Genomic DNA, 19,449 nt, shown 5'->3' with positions numbered 1-19,449 from the left:
TAGCGGAGTCGTGGTTAAGGAATGATGGAGGAGGCGCCCCGGCGGCACAACCGAACGGACAGGCGCAGAGCCGGGCCATCGGTGGTGCGCCCCCTGGCGGTTCCTGCGGCTCAATCCAGCGTCTGGCGATAGCGTTTCAACGCCACCACCGTGACCACCGTCAGGAAAAGCGCCAGCGCCAGCACCTCCGCGGCGATCTCGGCCAGCCCGTTCCCCTTCAGCAGGATGCCGCGGACGATGCGCAGGAAATGGGTCAGCGGCAGGATCTCCCCCACCGCCTGCGCCCAGCCGGGCATGCCGCGGAAGGGAAACATGAAGCCGGACAGCAGCATCGACGGCAGGAAGAAGAAGAAGGACATCTGCATCGCCTGCAACTGGTTGCGCGCCAGCGTGGAGAAGGTGAAGCCGACGGCCAGATTGGCGGCGATGAACAGGATCAGCACGGCGGACAGCAACCCCAGGCTGCCGATGATCGGCACGTCGAACAGCAGCCGCGCCGCCACGACGATCAGAAGCACCTGGACATAGCCGATGACGACGAAGGGCACGATCTTGCCCAGCATCACCTCGAACGGGCGCACCGGCATCGCCAGCAAATTCTCCATGGTCCCGCGTTCCCGCTCGCGGGTGACGGCGAGCGCCGTCATCATCACCATGGTCATGGTCAGCACCACGCCCATCAGGCCGGGCACCACATTGTACTGGGTGATGCCTTCCGGATTGTAGCGGCGGTGGACGCGCAGTTCGACCGGATCTGGACCGGTCCGCAAGCTCGCCAACGGCCCGGTCAGGTCGGGGTTCAGCGCCTGGCGGGCGATGGCGGTCAGCGCCGACAGGGCGTTGCTGGTCGCCGCCGGGTCGGTGGCGTCGGCCTCCACCAGCAGGACCGAGCGGGTGCCGCGCTGGAGGTCGCGGGCGAAGCCGGAAGGGATGGTGACGGCGAACTGCACCTCCCCCTCCGCCAGCAGCCGGTCGATCTCGGCCTCGGAATCGGCCGTGCGGGTGATGGCGAAGTAGCGGGAATTCTCCATCGCCGCGACCAGCGTCCGGGCGAAGGGGCTGGAGTCGGCGACCAGAAGCGCGGTCGGCAGTGCCTTCGGATCGGAGTTGATGGCAAAGCCGAATAGGATCAGTTGCAGGATCGGCACCCCCACCATCATGGCGAAGGTCAGCCGGTCGCGCCGCATCTGGATGAATTCCTTCACCATCACCGCCATCAGGCGGCCTGCCGATATCCGCGCCATCGCACTGCCTCATGGGGGCTGGGGATGGCGGCAAGGGTAGCGCGGTCGGCCGGAGGCGTCGATGTCCCAATGTTCCCTGAACTTAAGCCACCCCGTCCGCGCGGTCGAACTGCAATGCCGCCAGCCTTGCATAGAGCCCACCCTGCGCCACCAGCTCGCCATGGGTGCCGGTCTCCACCACGCGGCCCTTGTCCATCACCACGATGCGGTCGGCGTTCAGCACCGTCGCCAGCCGGTGGGCGACGATCAGGGTGGTGCGGCCATGCATCAGCCGGTCGAGCGCGTCCTGCACCATCCGCTCGCTTTCGGCATCGAGCGCGCTGGTCGCCTCGTCCAGCAGCAGAACCGGCGGGTCGCGCAGGATGGCGCGGGCGATGGCGAGACGCTGGCGCTGGCCGCCCGACAGCCGCACGCCCTTCTCGCCCAGGAAGGTGCCGAACCCCTCCGGCAGCGCATCGAGGAAGTCCAGCGCATGGGCGGCCTCGGCGGCGGCCCGCACCTCGGCATCCGACGCATCGGGCCGGCCATAGCGGATGTTCTCCCAGGCGTTGGCGGAGAAGACCACCGGGTCCTGGGCGACGAGGCCGAGGCGGCGGCGCACATCCACCGGATCGGCATCGCGCACATCGACCCCGTCGAGCCGCACCGAACCGGCCTGCGGGTCGTAATAGCGCAGCAGAAGCTGGAACACCGTCGACTTGCCGGCGCCCGATGGACCGACCAGAGCCACCCGCTCGCCCGGCCTCACGTCCAGCGAGAAGCCTTCCAGCGCCGCCCAGTCGGGGCGCGACGGGTAATGGAAGCGGACAGCGTCGAAGGACAGCGCTCCCGCCGCCGGGCTGGGCAACGGCTTCGGCGCGGCCGGGGCACGGATGTCCGACTCGATGGCGAGCAGGCCGAACAGACGCTCGGTGGCGCCGGCTGCACGCTGAAGGTCGCCGATCACCTCGCTGATGGCGCCGACCGATCCGGCGACCACCACGGAGTAGATGACGAAGGCCGACAGCTGGCCCGGCGTGATGCGCCCCGCCACCACGTCATGGCCGCCGATCCACAGGATGATGCCGACGGCGCCGAAGACAAGGACGATGACGATCACCGTCATCACCGCGCGTACCCGCACCCGGCGGATGGCGACGTCGAAGGCCTCCTCCACCCGTTTGCCGAACAGGGTGCGGTCGATGGCCTCGTGGGTGTAGGCCTGGACCGTCCGGATGGCGGCCAGCGTCTCCTCCACGAAGGAGCCGATGTCGGCGATGCGGTCCTGGCTGTCGCGCGACAGCTTGCGCACCCGCCGGCCGAAGAAAACGATTGGCGCCACCACCAGCGGAACCACCAGCGCCACCAGCCCGGTCAGCTTGGGCGAGGTGATCAGCAGCATGCCGGTGCCGCCCAGGAACAGCAGCGCGTTGCGCAGCGCGATGGAGGCGGACGAACCGACCACCACCTGCAACAGCGTGGTGTCGGTGGTCAGGCGCGACAGGATCTCGCCGGTCTTGGTCGTCTCGAAGAAGCCGGGCGACAGGGTCAGCACATGGTCGTAAACCGCGCGCCGGATGTCGGCGACCACCCGTTCGCCGATCCAGCTGACCAGATAGAAGCGGCCATAGGTCGAGGCCGCCATCAGCGCGATCACCGCCAGCAGCACCAGGAGCGAGCGGTCGAGCAGCGAGGTGTCGCCGCCGGCGAAACCCTGGTCGATCAGCACCCGCATCCCCTGCCCCAGCCCCAGCACGGTGCCGGCGGCCACGGTCAGCGCCACCATGGCGCCCAGGATGCGCCACTTGTAGGGAAGCAGGAACGGCACCAGCCGGCGCAGGGGACCGAGGTCGCGGCGGCGGGCATCCGCCTCGCCACGGGCGGAGGCGGCGATCATGTCGGGGGAGGGTTGGCGAGCCACGCGGTTCCCGCTTGTCTGTTGGGGTTATTGATGCGGATCGGTGGCATATAGCGCGGTGCGGCGACGCCAACAAGGCGATGGACGGGCGAAACCGCCGTGGAAACTGCCCTGGAACGCGGCAAAGACTCCGCGAACGAGGCTCGATTCCGGGGTTGCACCGGCGAAGGCGTTTTGGTATAGACGCCGCTCGCTTTGCAGGAACCCCGGCCATGAAGACTGACATCCATCCCGACTATCACGAGATCACCGTGGTCATGACCGACGGCAGCTCGTTCACGACCCGCTCCACCATGGGCAAGCCGGGCGACACGCTGCGCCTCGACATCGACCCGAAGTCTCACCCGGCCTGGACCGGTGTGCAGAAGCTGCTGGACACCGGCGGGCAGATCGCCAAGTTCAACAAGCGCTTCGCGAACTTCGGCCTCAAGAAGTAAGCGTTACCGCACTTCTATCCTGCCGATGCGAAAAGGGCGCCCGACCGGTTCGGACGCCCTTTTCGTTTGTGCTTTTCCGTTTGCGTATGGCGCGGCGGCGGTCCTCCACCCCACCGCAAGCTTACCCCACAGCCGCCGCGGCGGCCTCGCGCTCCACATCGGCACGGACCATGGCGTCGAGCCGGTGGACACGCATGTAGAGGCTGTGACTGCGCTCCAGCAGGCTGCGCAGGCCGGACGGCAGTTCCTCGTTGTCGGGGCCACTGGGGTCGGAACAGATCTCGCCGCCGGACAGCGCGAAATCCTCGCTCGCCGCCTGCTCCTTCGACATCTCGCCGGCATGAACGGCCTTCTGCGCCAGCAGCCACGCCATCACCTGGGTCAGGCGGCTGGTCACCCGCATGGACTCGTAGGAGATCTGCAAGCGGACCTGCGGCGGCAGCTTCCGGTGTTCGGCCGCATCATGATAGGCGATGTAATTCCGCGCCTCGATCAAGAGGGCCATGGTCTCGTCGTAGGGACCGTTGAAGAAGAAGGTGTGCGAAGTCATGGTCGTCGGCCCCCTCCCGCGGACTTACGGCCCTAGCGTGAGCCTTGCCGCAACTGATTAACAATTGGTGACTGGGCGGTACCCGGCAACCCCAGGCGGGGTCTGGCCGGCGTTTGTGCGACCGCCCTCTTGAACAGGAAAAAGCGTCGATTATCTCTCGCTCGTCAGGCGGATGCCCATACGGGGTCCGCCTCCAAACCCACCGTCGAGGACCGACCAGACCGTGGTCCTCGATGGCCGTATCGCTCTTTCGGAGGATATGTCATGCGTAGCTACGACCTTTCGCCGCTGTTCCGTTCCACCGTCGGTTTCGACCGCCTGTCGCGTCTGCTGGAGACCGCGACCACCGGTGACGAGGCGGCGTCCTACCCGCCCTACAACATCGAAAAGCTGAGCGAGGATTCGTACCGGATCACCATGGCCGTTGCCGGCTTCGGTATGGACGACCTCAACATCGTCGCTCACCAGAACTCGTTGACCGTCACTGGTAAAGCTAAGAAGGACGAGCCGACCGGCCAATTCCTCTACCGGGGTATCGCCGGGCGCGCGTTCGAGCGCCGCTTTCAGCTCGCCGATTTCATCAAGGTGACCAGCGCGTCTCTTCAGAATGGCCTTCTGCACATCGAGCTGGCGCGCGAGGTACCCGAAGCGATGAAGCCGCGGAGCATTCCGATCGTCACCGCCGCCGGCACCCAGGCGGTGGAGGTCGAGGCGCCCGCTCCGGCCCCCGCGCTGACCCAGCAGGCGGCCTGACGCCCTGACGCGGTCCGTCCGCTCTTGAGGCGGACATGAGAACGGCGCCCCGGACCATCCGGGGCGCCGCCTCTTTTACCGCACCGCCGCTTTGGGTGGCGCCTATTGGCCCAGCTTCGCGGTGTCCAGAACGATCATCGCCACGCCGATCTTCTGCTTGCCGGCCGGGTCCATCACCGGAACGCTGGCCTCGGTCAGCATGGCGCCGGTCTTGTCGTCCTTCTCCGGGTCGGTCATGTAGAGATCGGCATTGCCGGTGAAGATCTTCTGCCATTTCGGCTCGTCGCCCTGCCAGAAGTCGGAGGTCCCGGCGGTCTGGCCGACATTCAGCCCATGGTCGTCCATCAGAAGGATTTCGACGATCCGGCCATTGCTGCCGGCGACGACCTGCTTCAGCTGCTTGGACACCGCATTCACCGAGACTTCATCGAAAGCCGGATTGGCGCCTCCCGCCTTGGCCGCCGCCTTCCACCTGTTGTCCATCTCGTCGATCTTGGCCTGGGCGATGCCGGCATTCCTGCTGTTCTGCGATTTCACCGCGCCCACCACCGCCGGATCGGCCAGCCAGGGCTGGGCTTGCTGGCTGACCGCCTTGCGCACCGCGCCTTCCAGCGCGGGATCCGCGGCGGACGCCACGGAGAGCGTGCCTGTGCACAGAAGGGAAATCGCGCAGCCGGCGATCCAGTATCGAGCCTGCGTCATGTGATGTCCTCCCAGTCGTTTGGCCCAGTGATGGGCGGGGCGATGGTCGGACTTCCGATGCCGGCACCACAGCATCGGGGCTTGTTTTTCCGCCAAACGGAAGATCCGTAATGCGGACTAAATGCCGGAGATCACTGGCGCGGAAAGCTGTCCGGCGGCGCCAGCACCCACTCGGCGTAACCGGCGCGGAGCAGTTCGTAGGCGGCGACCAGCCCGGCGGCTCCGGCATAGGCGGTGACCAGCACCTGCTCCGGCGAGACCTGCGCCCCGAAGACGATCAGCAAGGCGCCGAGGAAAGGCCCGCCCAACAGGAATGCCGCCAGCCACAGCGGTTCGGCCGACAGCCAGGCGCTGAGCACCGCGCGGGTCCGCTGCGACAGGCGCAGCAGTCCGCCGGCCTTGGCGTCGAGAGCCTCCAGGCTGCCGGCGCGCAACTCCGCCAGCCGCCGGCCGTCGCCGTCGATGAAGACGACCTCCACCTTCATGCCATGGCGGCGGATAGAGGCGCGCACCGAGTCGCCGAGCCGCGTCTCCAGCAGGATCGCGTTGCCGCCCAGCGCCGGCAGAGCGCCGCGCACCTCCTCCGGCGGCTCGCCCCATTCGCGCAGCGCCGCCAGAATGACACGGGGGTCGCCGCAGGGAATCGCGTCCATATGGATCACCCGCCCCTGCGGCGCCGTCACCTTGAGGACCAGCACCTGCTCCGCCGGATCGTGGGTGCCTTCGACGCGCAGGCCGCCATCGACGACATAGGAAAAGCGCAGGCACCCATCGTGACGGCTGAGCGAGTTCATGGCGGCACCCCTCCGGTCGCATCCCTGGCGGATCGCACCGAAGGGATCTGGGCGTTGGCGTTGAGATGACCAACAAACCAGCCGGGGGAACGGCCATCGCGACGGCCCGGAGAAAAAGGAGATGCCCAACTGGAAAAGACCGGGGCGGTTGAAAGAAAGGCAGCCGAGTCAAAGGCGGCCGCGAGCCGGACAAGAAAAAAGCGCCTAGCCGATCCGGCTGGCGCTTTGCAATTTACTCTCTGGTGAGAGAGAATGGCGGATGGGGGGAGAACAGCCATTCCGACCACCTAAGGTACTGAAAAACAACGGAAACTAGGCCCGCCGCATGAGTGCCACTGTAGCAGCCCGTTGGAGCAACGGCAACGGTCACGAACGGCGGGTTTGGCGTGGTCCGGCCGCCCCCAGCCCAGAGGGCAAGGGAACGGCAGAGGGGAGCGTTAGGCCCGCTTCCGCTTCCAAGGGCGGCGGTTCCGCATCTGAGTGGACCAGTCCGCCCAACGGCAGTTTTCGGGCGTGTAGTCGCCGTCATTGTCGCGACGGTCAATGGTGTGGCCCTCTGGACGCTCGCCCATGTCCTCCACAAACGCGCGGAAGGAATTGCGCCATCGCTCGCACACCTTGATCCCGCGGCCCCCATAGCACTCCCAATCCGGGTTACTCGGGTTTCCGCAACGCTGCAACATAAGGTGATAGGTATAATAAAGCGGATGGCTGCTTTGACCCGTCATCTTCTCAGAACACGGACTGAAGCACCCGTATCCGGGCCGACGAATTGATGCCGCATTCTTCACGGCAACGGTGCCGCACTGACATCTTGCTTGAACAAGACGGTTCCCGTGCGTATCAGAACCAGCCTCCGCAATGACTGTCACCTTGCCGTAGGTATTCCCCACCATGGGCACCTTAGCGATGCGCTGCGGGAATGGTGTGTTCTCATTGGCAGGTTTTGGAACAGCGGTAGGAAGCCATGCCTTGCGCTTTTCCTTGTGGCAGGCTTTGCATTTAGCGTCGAAGCGGCCATTCGACGGACGGAAGTAATATTCACTGAACGGGAGCGCATTACCGCAATCCCGGCAAACCTTGGTTTTCATGCTCGTTAATCCTTAGTGCGTTGTTGCATCTAAGGGTGGGGGAATTGAGCATGGCCGGATTGGCGGGCGCCGCGCCTCCCCCCGGTGGGGGCCGATTTACGGAATGACGCCCCCCTCTCGGGGAACCGAAGATCGAAAGGGGGGCGGGGGGTGCCGGGAGTCCCTTCGGAAAATCTGGCGGACTTCCCCACCATGAAGGGTCGGAACAACAACTAATCAACAGCGGTTTAGCCCCGATCTACGAACCACGGTTTTCGAGGGGCCGGGGGAGGGCGGACAGTATCTTCCGGTCCCTTGGGACTCCTACCGCCCTGCCCTGCCCTGCGGTTCAGGTGTCCGAACCAAGGATGCGGTAGACGCTGGCACGACCGATCCCGAGTCGCTTGGCTATCTCGGTAGCGCCCAGCCCTTCCGCCTTGAGGGCCATTAGCTCGGTGGTATCGATGGACGGCTTACGCCCCTTGTAGACGCCTTCAGCCTTGGCCTTGGCGATCCCCTCTAGCTGCCGCTCCTTGCGAATGTTCGTCTCGAACTCAGCGAACACGCCCAGCATATCGAGGAAGGCTTTGCCGGCCGCGGTGCTGGTATCGATGGGCTGTTCGGTTGCCTTCAGCGCCGCGCCCTTGGCTTTCAGTTCCCGCACAATGTCCTGAAGGTCAGCGATGGACCGTGCAAGGCGGTCAACGCGCGTGACCATCAACGTATCGCCAGGGCGGAGGAACTGAAGGAGGGTTTCCAGTTCGGCCCTTCCGTTGCGGGTGGTGCCGCTAACCTTCTCGGTGCGGATCACGTCACAGCCGGCAGCCCGAAGCGCCTCTTCCTGAACGGTAAGGTTCTGATCGGTGGTGCTGACTCGTGCGTAGCCGTAAACCGCCATGATGCCTTGCCCCTGTCTCGTTTGCCTCTAGACCCTGCTTTGATGCACTGTCTTACAATGGCAGTCAACCCAAATAAGACGCAGGAAGCCTAGGCTTGGGTGTCTCGCCTGAACGCCTTGCTTGGGTTTACCCTAAGAAGACGGCGGGAGGCGGTAGCTTGGCGCTTCACAAGCGGTAACTAAAACGGGTAGGGTGGCGAGAACGTAAACCTTTAGTTTGGGGGATAAGGCGATGGGGGTTGTCCGGGGACGTGTTTTATGTGGGCTGTTAGCCGTCTTCAGCCTCTATGGATGCGGTGGGCGCGAACTCACGGCACAACAGGCCCTTGGCCTCTCGCAAGCCCTCGGGAACATGAACCAGCAAATGCAGACGTGGAACCCACCACAGCCCGCATATGCGCCCCCTCCCCCGCCGACCATGACGCGATGCCAGCGGACTACCATGGGCCTTCAGTGCGTCACACAGTAACCGGCGGTAACACCAGCACCAGGGCAGCACACGGACAGCATAAAGGCCCCTAGGGTAATCCTGGGGGCCTTTGTCGTATGCGCCTGTCAATTAAGGTAGGTGTATCCGTCACCAGTCCATGAAGAACACCGCTCCCATGGTCCAATCCATTCACCGTCCCAAACCCGTTGCCATGGGCCGAAGCGAAGGAAAAGATAGCTTCCGACTTTACGGTTTCGCCAATCGGCTTCTATGAGCGTGAGATTTATGAATAACCCGCCGCGGTTAACTGCGCATTCAGCCTTCAGATACATGATCCGTGTCCGTCAAAAGCGAAGATGCCTTGACGTACCAGGGCCATGAATCAGCCGTCAAAGGATATTTACAGTTAAGCCCGGTTTAATTGCTCCACAGTTGGCGACATTTGCCATTTGTGTATTGTGTCCATACTTGCTAACACCTACAGAAGCCCACTAGACGCCTCAGGGATTGCCCCTCATTCTTCCGCTATGACGGGTAGCACCAATACGCCAGAACGCACCCACGGCTCTTCTACGAGTCGTCAGCGCCTTTCGGGAGCGAAGGGGACGGCCCTCATAGCCCCAAGGCCCCGAAGGCGCCCATAGGTGCCAGCCCACCCCCGCCCGTGAGAGCCTGAAGCGTAAGGCCGGGGTATCGCTGAAGCATCATGGATTGCCAGGGGTTCGGTTGGCCGCTGGCGTTCTGCATCATGTTGGAACCGAACTGCATCAACGCCTGTGAACGGCGATAGTCGGCCTTCTGTTGATCGGTCAGGCCCTTGGTCGCCATAGGCGGCAAACCGATGGACCCTAGCCCACCGCCGTTCATCAACGATTGCCCCGCCTGCATCAACCACATGGACTGATTTAGTCCGTCCCGCTGGTCAGGGGTAAGCTTCGCATTGCCCTGAGTTGAACCGTTAACGCCTAGCAGCCCATCAAGGAAGCCTTCATAGTCCATCGCAAGCCCCCGCGGCAGTAGCGCCTTGATGCTGTGCCAAAACGATCCCAATAAAGCGGGAATGGCTAAGGCGCTTGCCTAGGCGTTCCTCTAGGGCAGCCTTAGCGAGTTCCCATGTGGCTCTTTCGGGACCGCTCATACGGAGGAACATAGGCCGCCCTCCATTGCCGTAATCCTTTGTCTGTTTCATAATCGCTGATCCTGATTGCACTATCTAAAATGAATGCCTCTAGGGACGCTGAAGCGGCCTAAAGGCTATGGAGCATTTGTATCCGAACCTCATTATTGGGCGGACCACATGCCTAGATGGAATTTGGTTCGTGAGTTATGATATCCATGGACCTTAGGGCCTATAGGGTCCTTAGGTGTCTATGGTTATATGTCTCTGTTTATATAATGGTGGTTTCTATGGGTTCCTTAGGTTCCCTATAGTCCCCCTCCCCCCGTTCTCTCTAAGGGTGGGGGAATTAAATTGGTTCGTAGCGGGAGTGTCCGTAGCGTAACTATCTATGGTGTTCAGGAAGATTATTGGCTACTAGGGGTTGACTGTTGACATTGAAAAGGGGACTTCAGGCTTTACTTCCCCTCAGTCACGGCAGCGCCACCAAGGCCGCATTGTCCGCAGCAAGCCGCAGGGCTTCCGCGAAGGTCTGAGGAACCCGGAAGGCCGGGGCAGCCGGGACCAGATCACCGCGGCGATACGCGGCGAACACCCGGACCAAGGTTGCCCGAACCTCCTTCGCCTTTTCCGTCCGGGAGAACATGGCGACTAGAAGGGCCTGTTCCTCGTTCAGATGGTAGGCGATAGGGGGACGGCCACGCTTCCCGGTATTTGCACGTTGCGAATGCAAATTCCCAAAGCCTTCAAGTTCGGCCCGGTTCGCTTCGATCACGGCGCGAATGTTGGTCGGCCGCTCCATACCAAGGGCCGCCGCAAGCTCCGTGTCCAGAACACGGGGTTCACCTTCAACGGCGGTAACGCAAATCAGGTCGTTCATGGTCCGGGAGTCCTTCAGGAAGCCCGTGGGTGACTCGCTGAAGGCTCTTGGCGTTGGCGTGGCTACATGGGTGGCGGGCAATGGTGGGGACGCTGTAGCGAGTCCCTGAGGGCGCCTAGGGAGCCTTCCCCTTCCCATGATATAGCCGCCGTCCTTGCGGATCGCGGGCAACACGTCCCGAGTCACCCAATCCTGAAACTTGCGGGCCTCGGGCTTGTCCGAACGCATCACCAGCTTGTAAAGGCCGGACTCTGAAATGAGGGTCTGTAGGCCGGCAACGCCGAAGAATGCACGGTCTACACCACCACCCAATAGCCGATTTAGGGAGGGCAAAGAGTGCCCTTGCCGCTCGTCGGCGGTCAGGGTCTTAAGATGGACCGTAGCCCCTGCATATGTGACAAGCCCAAGGGCGCGGCAAACGTCAGCACCCACGAACCAAGGCGCCCCGTCGATTTCAACGGTGCGGATGCTGATCGGGCCGGCGGAAGCGGGGAACACGAAGCTGTGAACGTTGGTCATGGTCCGGGATGCGGAGACACCAACACTAACCCCGCCGATCTTCAGCCCTCTTTTTGCGAAGCGCCTTTTCAAAGAGGGCCGGGGGCTGTTGGTTCCATCGGGACTCCCAAGCCCTCCCCTGCATCGGCACAGCGCCCTCAGAAGCCCACAGGGGACTCATTGAGTCGTTCCGGCAAGCCGTCAGCTACCAGGAGGGTAGCGGCGCCGGCAATGGCCGCTCTATCGAGTCGCTAGCGCCTTACAGGCCCTATGCCCTGCCGGGGTAAAGATGGGAAAGGTCCAAGTCGGGATAGGACACCTTCTCAATCTCCGCCCGGAGCGTAGAAGCCTTCAGCCCCTTACCGTAAATGTCTTCCGCCCCGCCCCCGTCAGTCCATCCACCAAGGGCGCGAACACGCTCCCGCGAAATGTCGGCTTCCCGTAGGGCGTCCCGATAGTTATGGCGGAAGCTGTGAAAGGACACCTTGCCCTCTTTGGCGCCCGCCTTGTCCAGAAAGCGCCGGAACCACTTTGAGAACGGGTCCGAATAATAGCCGTTCGCCCCTGCCGGAAGGTCAGGGAATATCCGCTTCTCGTCCTTATCCTTCATGGCGGCGACGTGGGCCAGGAAGCCCAACCGCTCCAACTCGGGATGGACAGGAACGAAGCGTTCACCGGCTTCAGACTTCACTCGCTTACGGTCGCCGTCATCGCCCGCGCCTTCACTGTCTTCCCGGATAAGGATGCAGGCCACGCCGTCCAGCGTCTTTACGTCCGTAACGTCAAGCTGGCAGCACTCATTCAGCCGCATCCCCGTGAACAGGGACAGCAGGGGCACCCAGAAGCGCCCACCGCGGGGCCGAACGTTTCCGCGGGTGGCATAGCCGTTGCCGTCGTTCAGACAGCCCGTATAGAGCGGGGCGTTGAAGATGGCTTTCAGTTGATCCATGGTGAAGGGATGCTTCTTGTCCTTCTTCTTGACGTTTTCCGCCACCTGAAGCCCCTTTGCAGGGTTCTTGTCCATATACTCTTCTTCAACCGCATAGTTGAATATCGAGGATAGATTGTTCAGGTAGCTATTGACGGACCCTGCCGATATGGCGGGAAGCCCCCTAGCCTTGGCAATCTCTACGACTTCCTGAATTGTGGCGTTCGGGAACCGCTTCGTTGCGTTCGGCGGCATGGCTACCAGCAGTTCACGCAAGGCGCGGCAGTCTTCACGACTGATAGACCGCACCGGCTTCTCAGGGCCGATAGCCTCCGTCAGAAGGCGGAAGATCACCTTATAGCCGTCCTTGGTCTTCTCGGAGAGCTTCGCCCTTGCCGGGTCCTGCATGTACCGCTCAATGAGCTTGGACATAGTAAGGCCCTTGGGCGGCAAGCTGGGGGCCGCTGGGGTATCCACCACCTTACCGGCATGGCGGGCCTTCAGCAGATCGTTAGCCCGTACGCTGGCTTTCAACAGCGCAAACCCAAGGCGTCTGTAGCCCGGCGATCCTTTCGGGATGTTCAGGCTGTGCCGGTCCAACACCTCATCAATCTCAAACTCAATGACGCTTATATCCCCACGGGCCAGGGCATCGCCGTTGCCGGCTTCCACGATATCGAGGGCTTCGGCGTATTTCCGGTAATCGTGATCTGAAAGCCCCTCCATCCGGGCTTCTTCGTCCTCTTCGATCCAATCAAGGACATGGAGAGCGGCCAAGCGTTCGGCTTCAGACACGCTGATATCCACAGCAGGTCCGTCAAGCCGCTTCCGCAGGGCTTCAAATTCCTGATCGACTTTGAGGCTTTCGACCTTCACCAGCCGCGCGGCTTCCTTCGGGTCCTTCGTGCGAAGGCTCTTCCAGACTTCCGATTTGCCGTAGGCGGGGCGTAGCTCTTCAGGGACGGCGGCCCGTAGATAGTAGGTTCCGTTACGTCGGTGAAGGCGGGTGTGTCGCGGCACGTTCATACCCTGACTGTAGCATATCGCTGTAGCAGTCAGGCCGTGATACCGCTGGGATTTCAGTAACTTATTGATCTTCCAAGGTCAGGAAGATAAATGGCGGATGGGGGGAGATTCGAACTCCCGATACCCGTGAGGGTATGCCGCATTTCGAGTGCGGTGCATTCAACCGCTCTGCCACCCATCCGCTGCCCCGTTTGGCGGGGTGGGCGGAACCTATATAAACGCCTCCGGCCGCGCAAGCCTTTTTTGCAGAAAAATGCGAAGCTTTTCGGCCGTATCCCTGTTGACTCTCAGGCCACCTTGAGTATAGATCGTCGCTCCCATGAACGGGCTTGCGCATCGAACGGTGGGCGAGAAGCCCGCCGTTTGTTTTGACATAGGCAGTGACGACAATGTTTGCAGTGATCCGCACCGGCGGCAAGCAGTACAAGGTCGCCAATGGCGACGTGATCCGTGTTGAGAAGCTCGAGGCCGATGCTGGCGCCTCCATCACGCTCGATGACGTGCTGATGGTCGGCGACGCAGGCAACACCACCATTGGCACCCCGACCGTGGCCGGCGCCTCGGTCGTCGCCGAGGTCGTCGCCCAGGATCGCGGCCCGAAGATCATCGTCTTCAAGAAGAAGCGCCGCCAGAACTACCGCCGTAAGAACGGCCACCGCCAGGACCTGACCGTCCTGCGCATCACCGGCATCAACGGCGCGGCCTGATCCGGGTCTTCCGGTCAAGCTTCCAGGCGCACCTTCAGTATTAGGAGCAACACCCCATGGCACACAAAAAGGCAGGCGGCTCGTCCCGCAACGGCCGTGACTCCGCCGGCCGCCGTCTCGGCGTGAAGCGTTTCGGCGGCGAGAAGGTCGTCTCCGGCAACATCATCGTCCGTCAGCGTGGCACGAAGTTCCACCCGGGCGAGAATGTCGGCCTCGGCCGCGACCACACCATCTTCGCGATGGCCGACGGTCAGGTTTACTTCAAGCACAGCTCGAACGGCCGCACCTTCGTGAACGTCGTTCCGGCCAACGACCAGGAAGTTCCGGCCGTCGCCGCCGAGTGATCGGGCCGAACAACCAGTAAGGTTGTTGCGCGGCCTGTGTCGCAGGCCTGCACGCTTGTGGGATAAAATCGGGGGACCGGGCGACCGGCTCCCCGATTTTCGTTTTCAGTCCGGTGCCGTCCCGCCGCCGGTTTCCCTTCCGTTTACGGGCAAGGTCCCCCGATGAAGTTTCTCGATCAGGCCAAGGTGTTCTTGAAGAGCGGCGATGGCGGCCCCGGTGCCGTGGCGTTCCGGCGCGAGAAGTTCATCGAGTTCGGCGGCCCGGACGGCGGCGACGGCGGCCGTGGCGGCGACGTGATCATCGAGGCGGCGGACGGCCTGAACACGCTGATCGACTACCGCTACAAGCAGCACTTCAAGGCGCAGCGCGGTCATCACGGCATGGGCAGCAACCGCAACGGCGCGCGCGGCGAGGATGTCGTCCTGAAGGTGCCGGTCGGGACCCAGATCTTGGACGAGACCCAGGAAACCGTGCTGTGCGACCTGACCGAGGCCGGCCAGCGCCGCGTCTTCCTGCGCGGCGGCGACGGCGGGCACGGCAACGCGCACTTCAAGACGCCGACCAACCGGGCGCCGCGCAAGTTCCACCCTGGCTGGCCGGGGCAGGAGCAGTGGGTGTGGCTGCGGCTGAAGCTGATCGCCGACGCCGGTCTGCTCGGGCTGCCCAATGCCGGCAAGTCGACCTTCCTGGCCGCCACCACCGCGGCCAAGCCGAAGATCGCCGACTATCCCTTCACCACGCTGGCTCCCAACCTGGGCGTCGTCCGCGCCGGTGACGAAGAGTTCGTCATCGCCGACATTCCCGGCCTGATCGAGGGCGCGCACGAGGGCCATGGGCTGGGCGACCGCTTCCTCGGTCACGTCGAACGCTCGCGCATCCTGCTGCACCTGATCGACGGCACGGCCGACGACGTCGTCGCCTCCTACCGCACGATCCGGAACGAGCTGGAAGCCTATGGCGGCAACCTCGCCGACAAGACGGAGGTCATCGGGCTGAACAAGTCCGACGCCCTGCTGGACGAGGAGATCGAGGAGAAGAAGGCGGCGCTGGAGGAGGCTTCGGGCGCCGAGGTCATGGTGCTGTCGGGCGCCACCGGCCAGGGCGTGAAGCAGGTGCTTTACCGTCTGCTGACCGTCATCAAGGACTCGAAGGCGGAAGAGCCCGAGGTCATCAACGCCCCGGCGACCCGCTCCATCCCGCGCCCGCCGGTCGGCCAGAAGCTGCCCGACGACGGTGAGATGCAGTGGGACGACGAAGCCGGCGAATGGGTCGGCGGCGAGGATGAGGATTTCGAAGAGGACGACCTGGAAGAGGCCGCCCTGGAAGAGGGCGAACTCGAAGAGGGTGAGGAGCTGGACGTCGAGGAGCAGGAAGGCGACTCGGACGAAGCTCTTGACGGAGAGGAGCCAGAGGGCGAAGAGGACGGTTCGGACGACGATACGGACGGAACCTCCCGCCATGGCGCTTGACGCCCCTACCCTTCTCGAATCCCGCCGGCTGGTCGTAAAGATCGGCTCGGCCCTTCTGGTCGACGGGGAAACCCGGCAAATCCGCCGGGACTGGCTCGACGCGCTGGCCGACGACGTTGCCGCCTGCCGCAAGCGCGGGCAGGAGGTGGTGATCGTCACCTCCGGCGCCGTCGCCTGCGGGCGGGAGCATCTGGGCCTCGTCGGCCGGGCGCTGAAGCTGGAAGAGAAGCAGGCCGCCGCCGCCACCGGCCAGATCCGCCTTGCCCACGCCTATCAGGAAACGCTGGCCCGCCATGACGTCACCGTCGCCCAGGTTCTGGTGACGCTGGAGGACACGGAGGAGCGGCGGCGTCACCTGAATGCCCGCAATACCATCGACACGCTGCTGAAGCTGGGCGCGGTTCCCGTCATCAACGAGAACGACACCGTCGCCACCGCCGAAATCCGTTTCGGCGACAACGACCGGCTGGCCGCCCGCGTCGCGCAGATGGTCAGCGCCGACACGCTGGTGTTGCTGTCGGACATCGACGGCCTCTACACCGCCGACCCGCGCAAGGACCCGGACGCCCGCCACATCCCCACCGTGCGCGAACTGACGCCGGAGATCGAGGGCATGGCCGGCGAGCCGCCCCCCGGCTACAGCAGCGGCGGCATGGTGACCAAGATCGCCGCGGCGCGCGTCGCCCTGTCGGCCGGTTGCCGCATGGTCATCGCCAAGGGCAAGCGCATGAATCCGCTGGCGGCGCTGGAGCAGCGGCCGGAGGATGGCGGCGCGCTCTGCACCTGGTTCCTGCCGTCGGCCGAGCCGACCAGCGCCCGCAAGGCCTGGATTGCCGGCCATGTCAACGCCACCGGCGTGCTTGTTGTCGATGACGGCGCCATGCGCGCCCTGTCCCACGGTGCCAGCCTGCTGCCCGCCGGCGTCAGTGCCGTGCAGGGAGACTTCGACCGCGGCGACGTGGTGATCGTCCGCACGCAGGAGGGGCGCGAGGTCGCCCGCGGCCTCGTCGCCTACAGTGCCGACGACGCCCGCAAGATCCTGCGCCACAAGAGCACCGAGATCCCAGAGATCCTGGGCTATCAGGGGCGTGACGAGATGATCCACCGCGACGATCTGGTGGTGCGGTGACCGTGATGTCGCGCAGCCCGATCCGCGCCATTCTGTGGGATATCGACGGCACGCTGATGGACAGCGAGCCCTGGCACCAGCAGATCACCGTCGACGTCTGCCGCGGCTATGGCCATGAGCTGAGCGAGGAGGACTGCCGGTCGATGCACGGCGTGGCGTTCCGCGAGATCTACGCTGCCCTGCATGCCCGCAGCCCCTTCCCCATCGATCTGCATGCCTGGGCCAACGAGATCAACGCCCAGTATGTCGCCAACGTCGACCGGGTGCGCCCGCGCGAGGGCGCCTTCGCCCTGGTGGAGGCCTTCGCCGCCCGCGGGCTGGCCCAGGCCTGCGTGTCGAACGGCGGGCGGATGATCGTCGATGCCAATATGCGGGCGATGGCGATCCCGCATTTCCGCTTCAGCATCGCCCGCGAGGACGTTGCCAACGGCAAGCCCCATCCGGAGCCCTACCTGCTGGCGGCGAAGATGCTGGGACTGCCGGCGGACGCCTGCGCGGTGATCGAGGACAGCCCCACCGGCGCCCGCAGCGCCAAGGCTGCCGGCATGCTGACCATCGCCTGGCCCCAGCACCCCGCCGTGGTGTTCGACACGGTGGACCATCTGGTCGAGGATCCGGGGGCGCTGGACTGGGATGCGCTTTGCGGGTGAGAGGGCGCTGCCGACCGTACCCTCAGTCCAACGTCCACTTTGCCATCTGCGGGAACGGGGCCAGTCCGTTGTCGCCCATGAATGCGAACATCCCCGCATAGCCGGTGAAGTCCGCCTGCGCCAGATTGATCAGGCCGGAATGGGTTCCCTGCTCGATCCAGGCCAGCATCGGGTGGGTGCCCTCATAGCCGCTGCACCGGTAGGAGCCGGGAAAGAACAGGCATTCCTGCGGCAGGCCCAAATTCTGGACCACCGCATAAGACCAGGCCTGAGACATGAACTCGCCCTGGCGGGCGGCCCTGGTCAGGATCGGGTCGGGGGAGCCGTCGCGCGCGGTCTGGTCGGCGAGGATGGTGTCGATGTCCGCCTGCACGTCACGCCCCAGCGACGGCCAGTATCGGCGCGGCAGGACGATGATATGCCCCGCCTCATGCAACAGGTCGCCCGGCCCCAGCAGCGTCTCCGGATCGACATGCAGAGCCCCGGCCTGGATGTTCACACCGGGCAGGAAGCCGCCATGGGCAGCGTCGCCATACACCACCTGCATGCCGATGCCACGCAGGAACGCGACAATGGGCTCCAGCGCCTCCGGATGAAACATCTGCCCTCTCCGCCAATTCGAAAACCGGCGTGGATATTCCCGCATAGGACGCAGTCGCGCAAGACTCACGCGCGCGTCCGCCCGACGCGTGTTGTCGCATTCAGGCGGATGGGGTGCGGAACCGGTTGGCGCGCTATTTCTGGATGTTGACCACAGCCGACACCGGGGCCAGCGCGATGCCTCGATCGGCCAGAGCGGTCATCCAGAGATTGAGGCGCTCGATCGTCGTCGGATAGGGGGAAGCGAAACCGACGGCGGCACCGTTGGTCTTGGCAATCTCTTCCAACTCGCGCAGCTGGTCGTCGATGGCGCCGCGCGACAGGTCGCGGTCGATGACGCGGTCGCCCAGCGCCCGCGGCACACCGGCCAGATTGGCGAGCGGCCCGGCGACGCTCTTGGGATTGGAGCGGGCATCGACCAGCAGCAGGCCGCGAGCCTTCAGCGCGTCGATCACCGGCTGCATCGCCGCCGGGTTGGCGGTGAACTTGCTGCCGGTGGTGCTGGTGATGCCGACATAGCCGACCGCCTTGCCCAGCGACCATTCCAGCCGCTCCATGTTGCGGTCGGGGCCGAGCATGGTCAGCAGCGCATTGGGGCCGGGATCGTCACGCGGGTAGTTCAGCGGCTCCATCGGCACCGACAGCATCACCTCGTGCCCCTTGGTGCGGGCACGCTCGACCCAATCGTCCAGCCGCTCGGCATAGGGCAGGAAGGCCAGCGTTATGCCGGGCGGCAGCTTCGCCAGCGCATTGCCGGTGGTGACGCCGCTGAGCCCGAGATCGGACATCACGATGGCGATGCGCGGCCGCTTGTCGGTCGCCGGGAAGGGCCGGGCATAGACCTGCCAGGGCTTGCGCCCGTCCTGGGCAATGCGCGGCAGCGGGCCGTTGCGGCTGTCCTCCACCAATCCCGGCACCGGGGCCGGGACCAGCGTCACTGCCGCCGCCGGGACACCAGGCAACGGCAGCGGGGCGGCATCGGTCGGCAGCGGCGGCGGAACCGCCGGGGCTGTAACCTTGGGCTCCGGCGGTGCTGGCGGCGGCAGCGGGGCGACCGCCGCCGTCGTCGACGGAATCGACGCCTGCCATGCCTCCCGCGTCGCCCCGGCGTTCAGCGCCAGCCAACCGGCCAAGCCGGCATAGGCGACCGCCACCACGGCGACGGCACCCAGCAGGGCTTTGGAGAGCGGCTTGCGCGGCCGCCCTGCCGGGTCGTCTCCAGTGCGACGGAAACGGCGCAGCCAGCCGAGCCCGGGGCGCAGGCCCCGGACATCGAACCGCAGACGACCGAGCAGGGCGGGAGCCTTCACCGTCGTTCGCTCCGG

At 64.5% G+C, this 19,449-nt stretch carries 19 protein-coding genes and 1 tRNA gene; 7 read left to right on the top strand and 13 right to left on the bottom strand.

The window, feature by feature from the left end:
* Positions 1 to 110 precede the first annotated feature (110 nt).
* Together CRT60_RS24790 and CRT60_RS24785 are read right to left on the bottom strand one after the other, a co-directional pair.
* Positions 111 to 1,244: an ABC transporter permease gene (locus tag CRT60_RS24790; RefSeq protein ID WP_098739218.1), complete on the bottom strand. Its 1,134-nt coding sequence runs from the start codon at positions 1,242 to 1,244 to the stop codon at positions 111 to 113.
* Between the two features lie 82 nt (positions 1,245 to 1,326).
* The gene (locus tag CRT60_RS24785) at positions 1,327 to 3,120 is read right to left on the bottom strand and encodes an ABC transporter transmembrane domain-containing protein (protein ID WP_167421884.1); all 1,794 of its coding nucleotides are present in this window, start codon (positions 3,118 to 3,120) and stop codon (positions 1,327 to 1,329) included.
* A gap of 233 nt (positions 3,121 to 3,353) precedes the next feature.
* On the opposite strand from CRT60_RS24785, the gene rpmE reads away from it, so the two are divergent.
* On the top strand, positions 3,354 to 3,578 hold the full coding sequence (gene rpmE / locus CRT60_RS24780; RefSeq protein ID WP_012974887.1) for a 50S ribosomal protein L31: 225 nt from the start codon (positions 3,354 to 3,356) through the stop codon (positions 3,576 to 3,578).
* Between the two features lie 121 nt (positions 3,579 to 3,699).
* Here the strand turns inward: rpmE and CRT60_RS24775 are convergent, their stop codons facing one another.
* Positions 3,700 to 4,128, bottom strand: coding sequence for a DUF1465 family protein (locus CRT60_RS24775; RefSeq protein WP_098739216.1), 429 nt, complete (start codon positions 4,126 to 4,128; stop codon positions 3,700 to 3,702).
* Positions 4,129 to 4,392: 264 nt separating this feature from the next.
* On the opposite strand from CRT60_RS24775, the gene CRT60_RS24770 reads away from it, so the two are divergent.
* Positions 4,393 to 4,881: an Hsp20 family protein gene (locus CRT60_RS24770; RefSeq protein WP_098739215.1), complete on the top strand. Its 489-nt coding sequence runs from the start codon at positions 4,393 to 4,395 to the stop codon at positions 4,879 to 4,881.
* A 102-nt stretch (positions 4,882 to 4,983) separates the two neighbouring features.
* On the opposite strand, the gene CRT60_RS24765 is transcribed toward CRT60_RS24770, so the two are convergent.
* The 8 genes from CRT60_RS24765 to CRT60_RS24735 form a co-directional block, all read right to left on the bottom strand.
* Entirely contained in the window at positions 4,984 to 5,583 is a 600-nt protein-coding gene (locus CRT60_RS24765) for a PDC sensor domain-containing protein (RefSeq protein ID WP_098739214.1), read from the bottom strand.
* Between the two features lie 131 nt (positions 5,584 to 5,714).
* The gene (locus CRT60_RS24760) at positions 5,715 to 6,377 is read right to left on the bottom strand and encodes a hypothetical protein (protein ID WP_098739213.1); all 663 of its coding nucleotides are present in this window, start codon (positions 6,375 to 6,377) and stop codon (positions 5,715 to 5,717) included.
* A 437-nt stretch (positions 6,378 to 6,814) separates the two neighbouring features.
* Positions 6,815 to 7,468: a hypothetical protein gene (locus CRT60_RS35845; RefSeq protein ID WP_143273380.1), complete on the bottom strand. Its 654-nt coding sequence runs from the start codon at positions 7,466 to 7,468 to the stop codon at positions 6,815 to 6,817.
* Between the two features lie 328 nt (positions 7,469 to 7,796).
* Positions 7,797 to 8,345: a recombinase family protein gene (locus CRT60_RS24755; protein ID WP_098739212.1), complete on the bottom strand. Its 549-nt coding sequence runs from the start codon at positions 8,343 to 8,345 to the stop codon at positions 7,797 to 7,799.
* A 1,042-nt stretch (positions 8,346 to 9,387) separates the two neighbouring features.
* Positions 9,388 to 9,774: a hypothetical protein gene (locus tag CRT60_RS24750; RefSeq protein ID WP_143273379.1), complete on the bottom strand. Its 387-nt coding sequence runs from the start codon at positions 9,772 to 9,774 to the stop codon at positions 9,388 to 9,390.
* A 590-nt stretch (positions 9,775 to 10,364) separates the two neighbouring features.
* On the bottom strand, positions 10,365 to 11,291 hold the full coding sequence (locus tag CRT60_RS24745) for a BRO-N domain-containing protein (RefSeq protein ID WP_098739210.1): 927 nt from the start codon (positions 11,289 to 11,291) through the stop codon (positions 10,365 to 10,367).
* Positions 11,292 to 11,538: 247 nt separating this feature from the next.
* Positions 11,539 to 13,224 (bottom strand): site-specific integrase, encoded by a 1,686-nt coding sequence (locus tag CRT60_RS24740; RefSeq protein WP_098739209.1) that lies wholly within the window; start codon positions 13,222 to 13,224, stop codon positions 11,539 to 11,541.
* Positions 13,225 to 13,315: 91 nt separating this feature from the next.
* Positions 13,316 to 13,405, bottom strand: a tRNA-Ser gene (locus CRT60_RS24735).
* A gap of 208 nt (positions 13,406 to 13,613) precedes the next feature.
* Between CRT60_RS24735 and rplU the strand changes: the two genes are divergently transcribed.
* The 5 genes from rplU (at position 13,614) to CRT60_RS24710 (ending at position 17,524) form a co-directional block, all read left to right on the top strand.
* Entirely contained in the window at positions 13,614 to 13,931 is a 318-nt protein-coding gene (gene rplU, locus CRT60_RS24730; RefSeq protein WP_012974890.1) for a 50S ribosomal protein L21, read from the top strand.
* A gap of 56 nt (positions 13,932 to 13,987) precedes the next feature.
* Positions 13,988 to 14,275: a 50S ribosomal protein L27 gene (rpmA, locus tag CRT60_RS24725; RefSeq protein ID WP_098739208.1), complete on the top strand. Its 288-nt coding sequence runs from the start codon at positions 13,988 to 13,990 to the stop codon at positions 14,273 to 14,275.
* A gap of 162 nt (positions 14,276 to 14,437) precedes the next feature.
* Positions 14,438 to 15,745 carry a GTPase ObgE gene (gene obgE, locus CRT60_RS24720; RefSeq protein ID WP_098739207.1) on the top strand — a complete coding sequence of 436 codons (1,308 nt, stop codon included), beginning with the start codon at positions 14,438 to 14,440 and terminating at the stop codon, positions 15,743 to 15,745.
* The gene (gene proB, locus CRT60_RS24715; RefSeq protein ID WP_098739206.1) at positions 15,735 to 16,874 is read left to right on the top strand and encodes a glutamate 5-kinase; all 1,140 of its coding nucleotides are present in this window, start codon (positions 15,735 to 15,737) and stop codon (positions 16,872 to 16,874) included. The genes obgE and proB overlap by 11 nt, the downstream gene beginning before the upstream one ends.
* 5 nt (positions 16,875 to 16,879) lie before the next feature.
* Positions 16,880 to 17,524 (top strand): HAD family hydrolase, encoded by a 645-nt coding sequence (locus CRT60_RS24710; RefSeq protein ID WP_098741016.1) that lies wholly within the window; start codon positions 16,880 to 16,882, stop codon positions 17,522 to 17,524.
* 22 nt (positions 17,525 to 17,546) lie between these two features.
* Here CRT60_RS24710 and CRT60_RS24705 read toward each other — a convergent pair whose 3' ends face one another.
* Together CRT60_RS24705 and CRT60_RS24700 are read right to left on the bottom strand one after the other, a co-directional pair.
* Positions 17,547 to 18,125 (bottom strand): hypothetical protein, encoded by a 579-nt coding sequence (locus tag CRT60_RS24705; RefSeq protein ID WP_098739205.1) that lies wholly within the window; start codon positions 18,123 to 18,125, stop codon positions 17,547 to 17,549.
* A gap of 133 nt (positions 18,126 to 18,258) precedes the next feature.
* Entirely contained in the window at positions 18,259 to 19,434 is a 1,176-nt protein-coding gene (locus tag CRT60_RS24700) for a divergent polysaccharide deacetylase family protein (RefSeq protein ID WP_098739204.1), read from the bottom strand.
* Between the last annotated feature and the right edge of the window lie 15 nt (positions 19,435 to 19,449).

Origin of the sequence: Azospirillum palustre, assembly GCF_002573965.1 — a bacterium.
Taxonomy (GTDB): domain Bacteria; phylum Pseudomonadota; class Alphaproteobacteria; order Azospirillales; family Azospirillaceae; genus Azospirillum; species Azospirillum palustre.
This window is presented reverse-complemented; position numbering and strand designations above follow the sequence as displayed.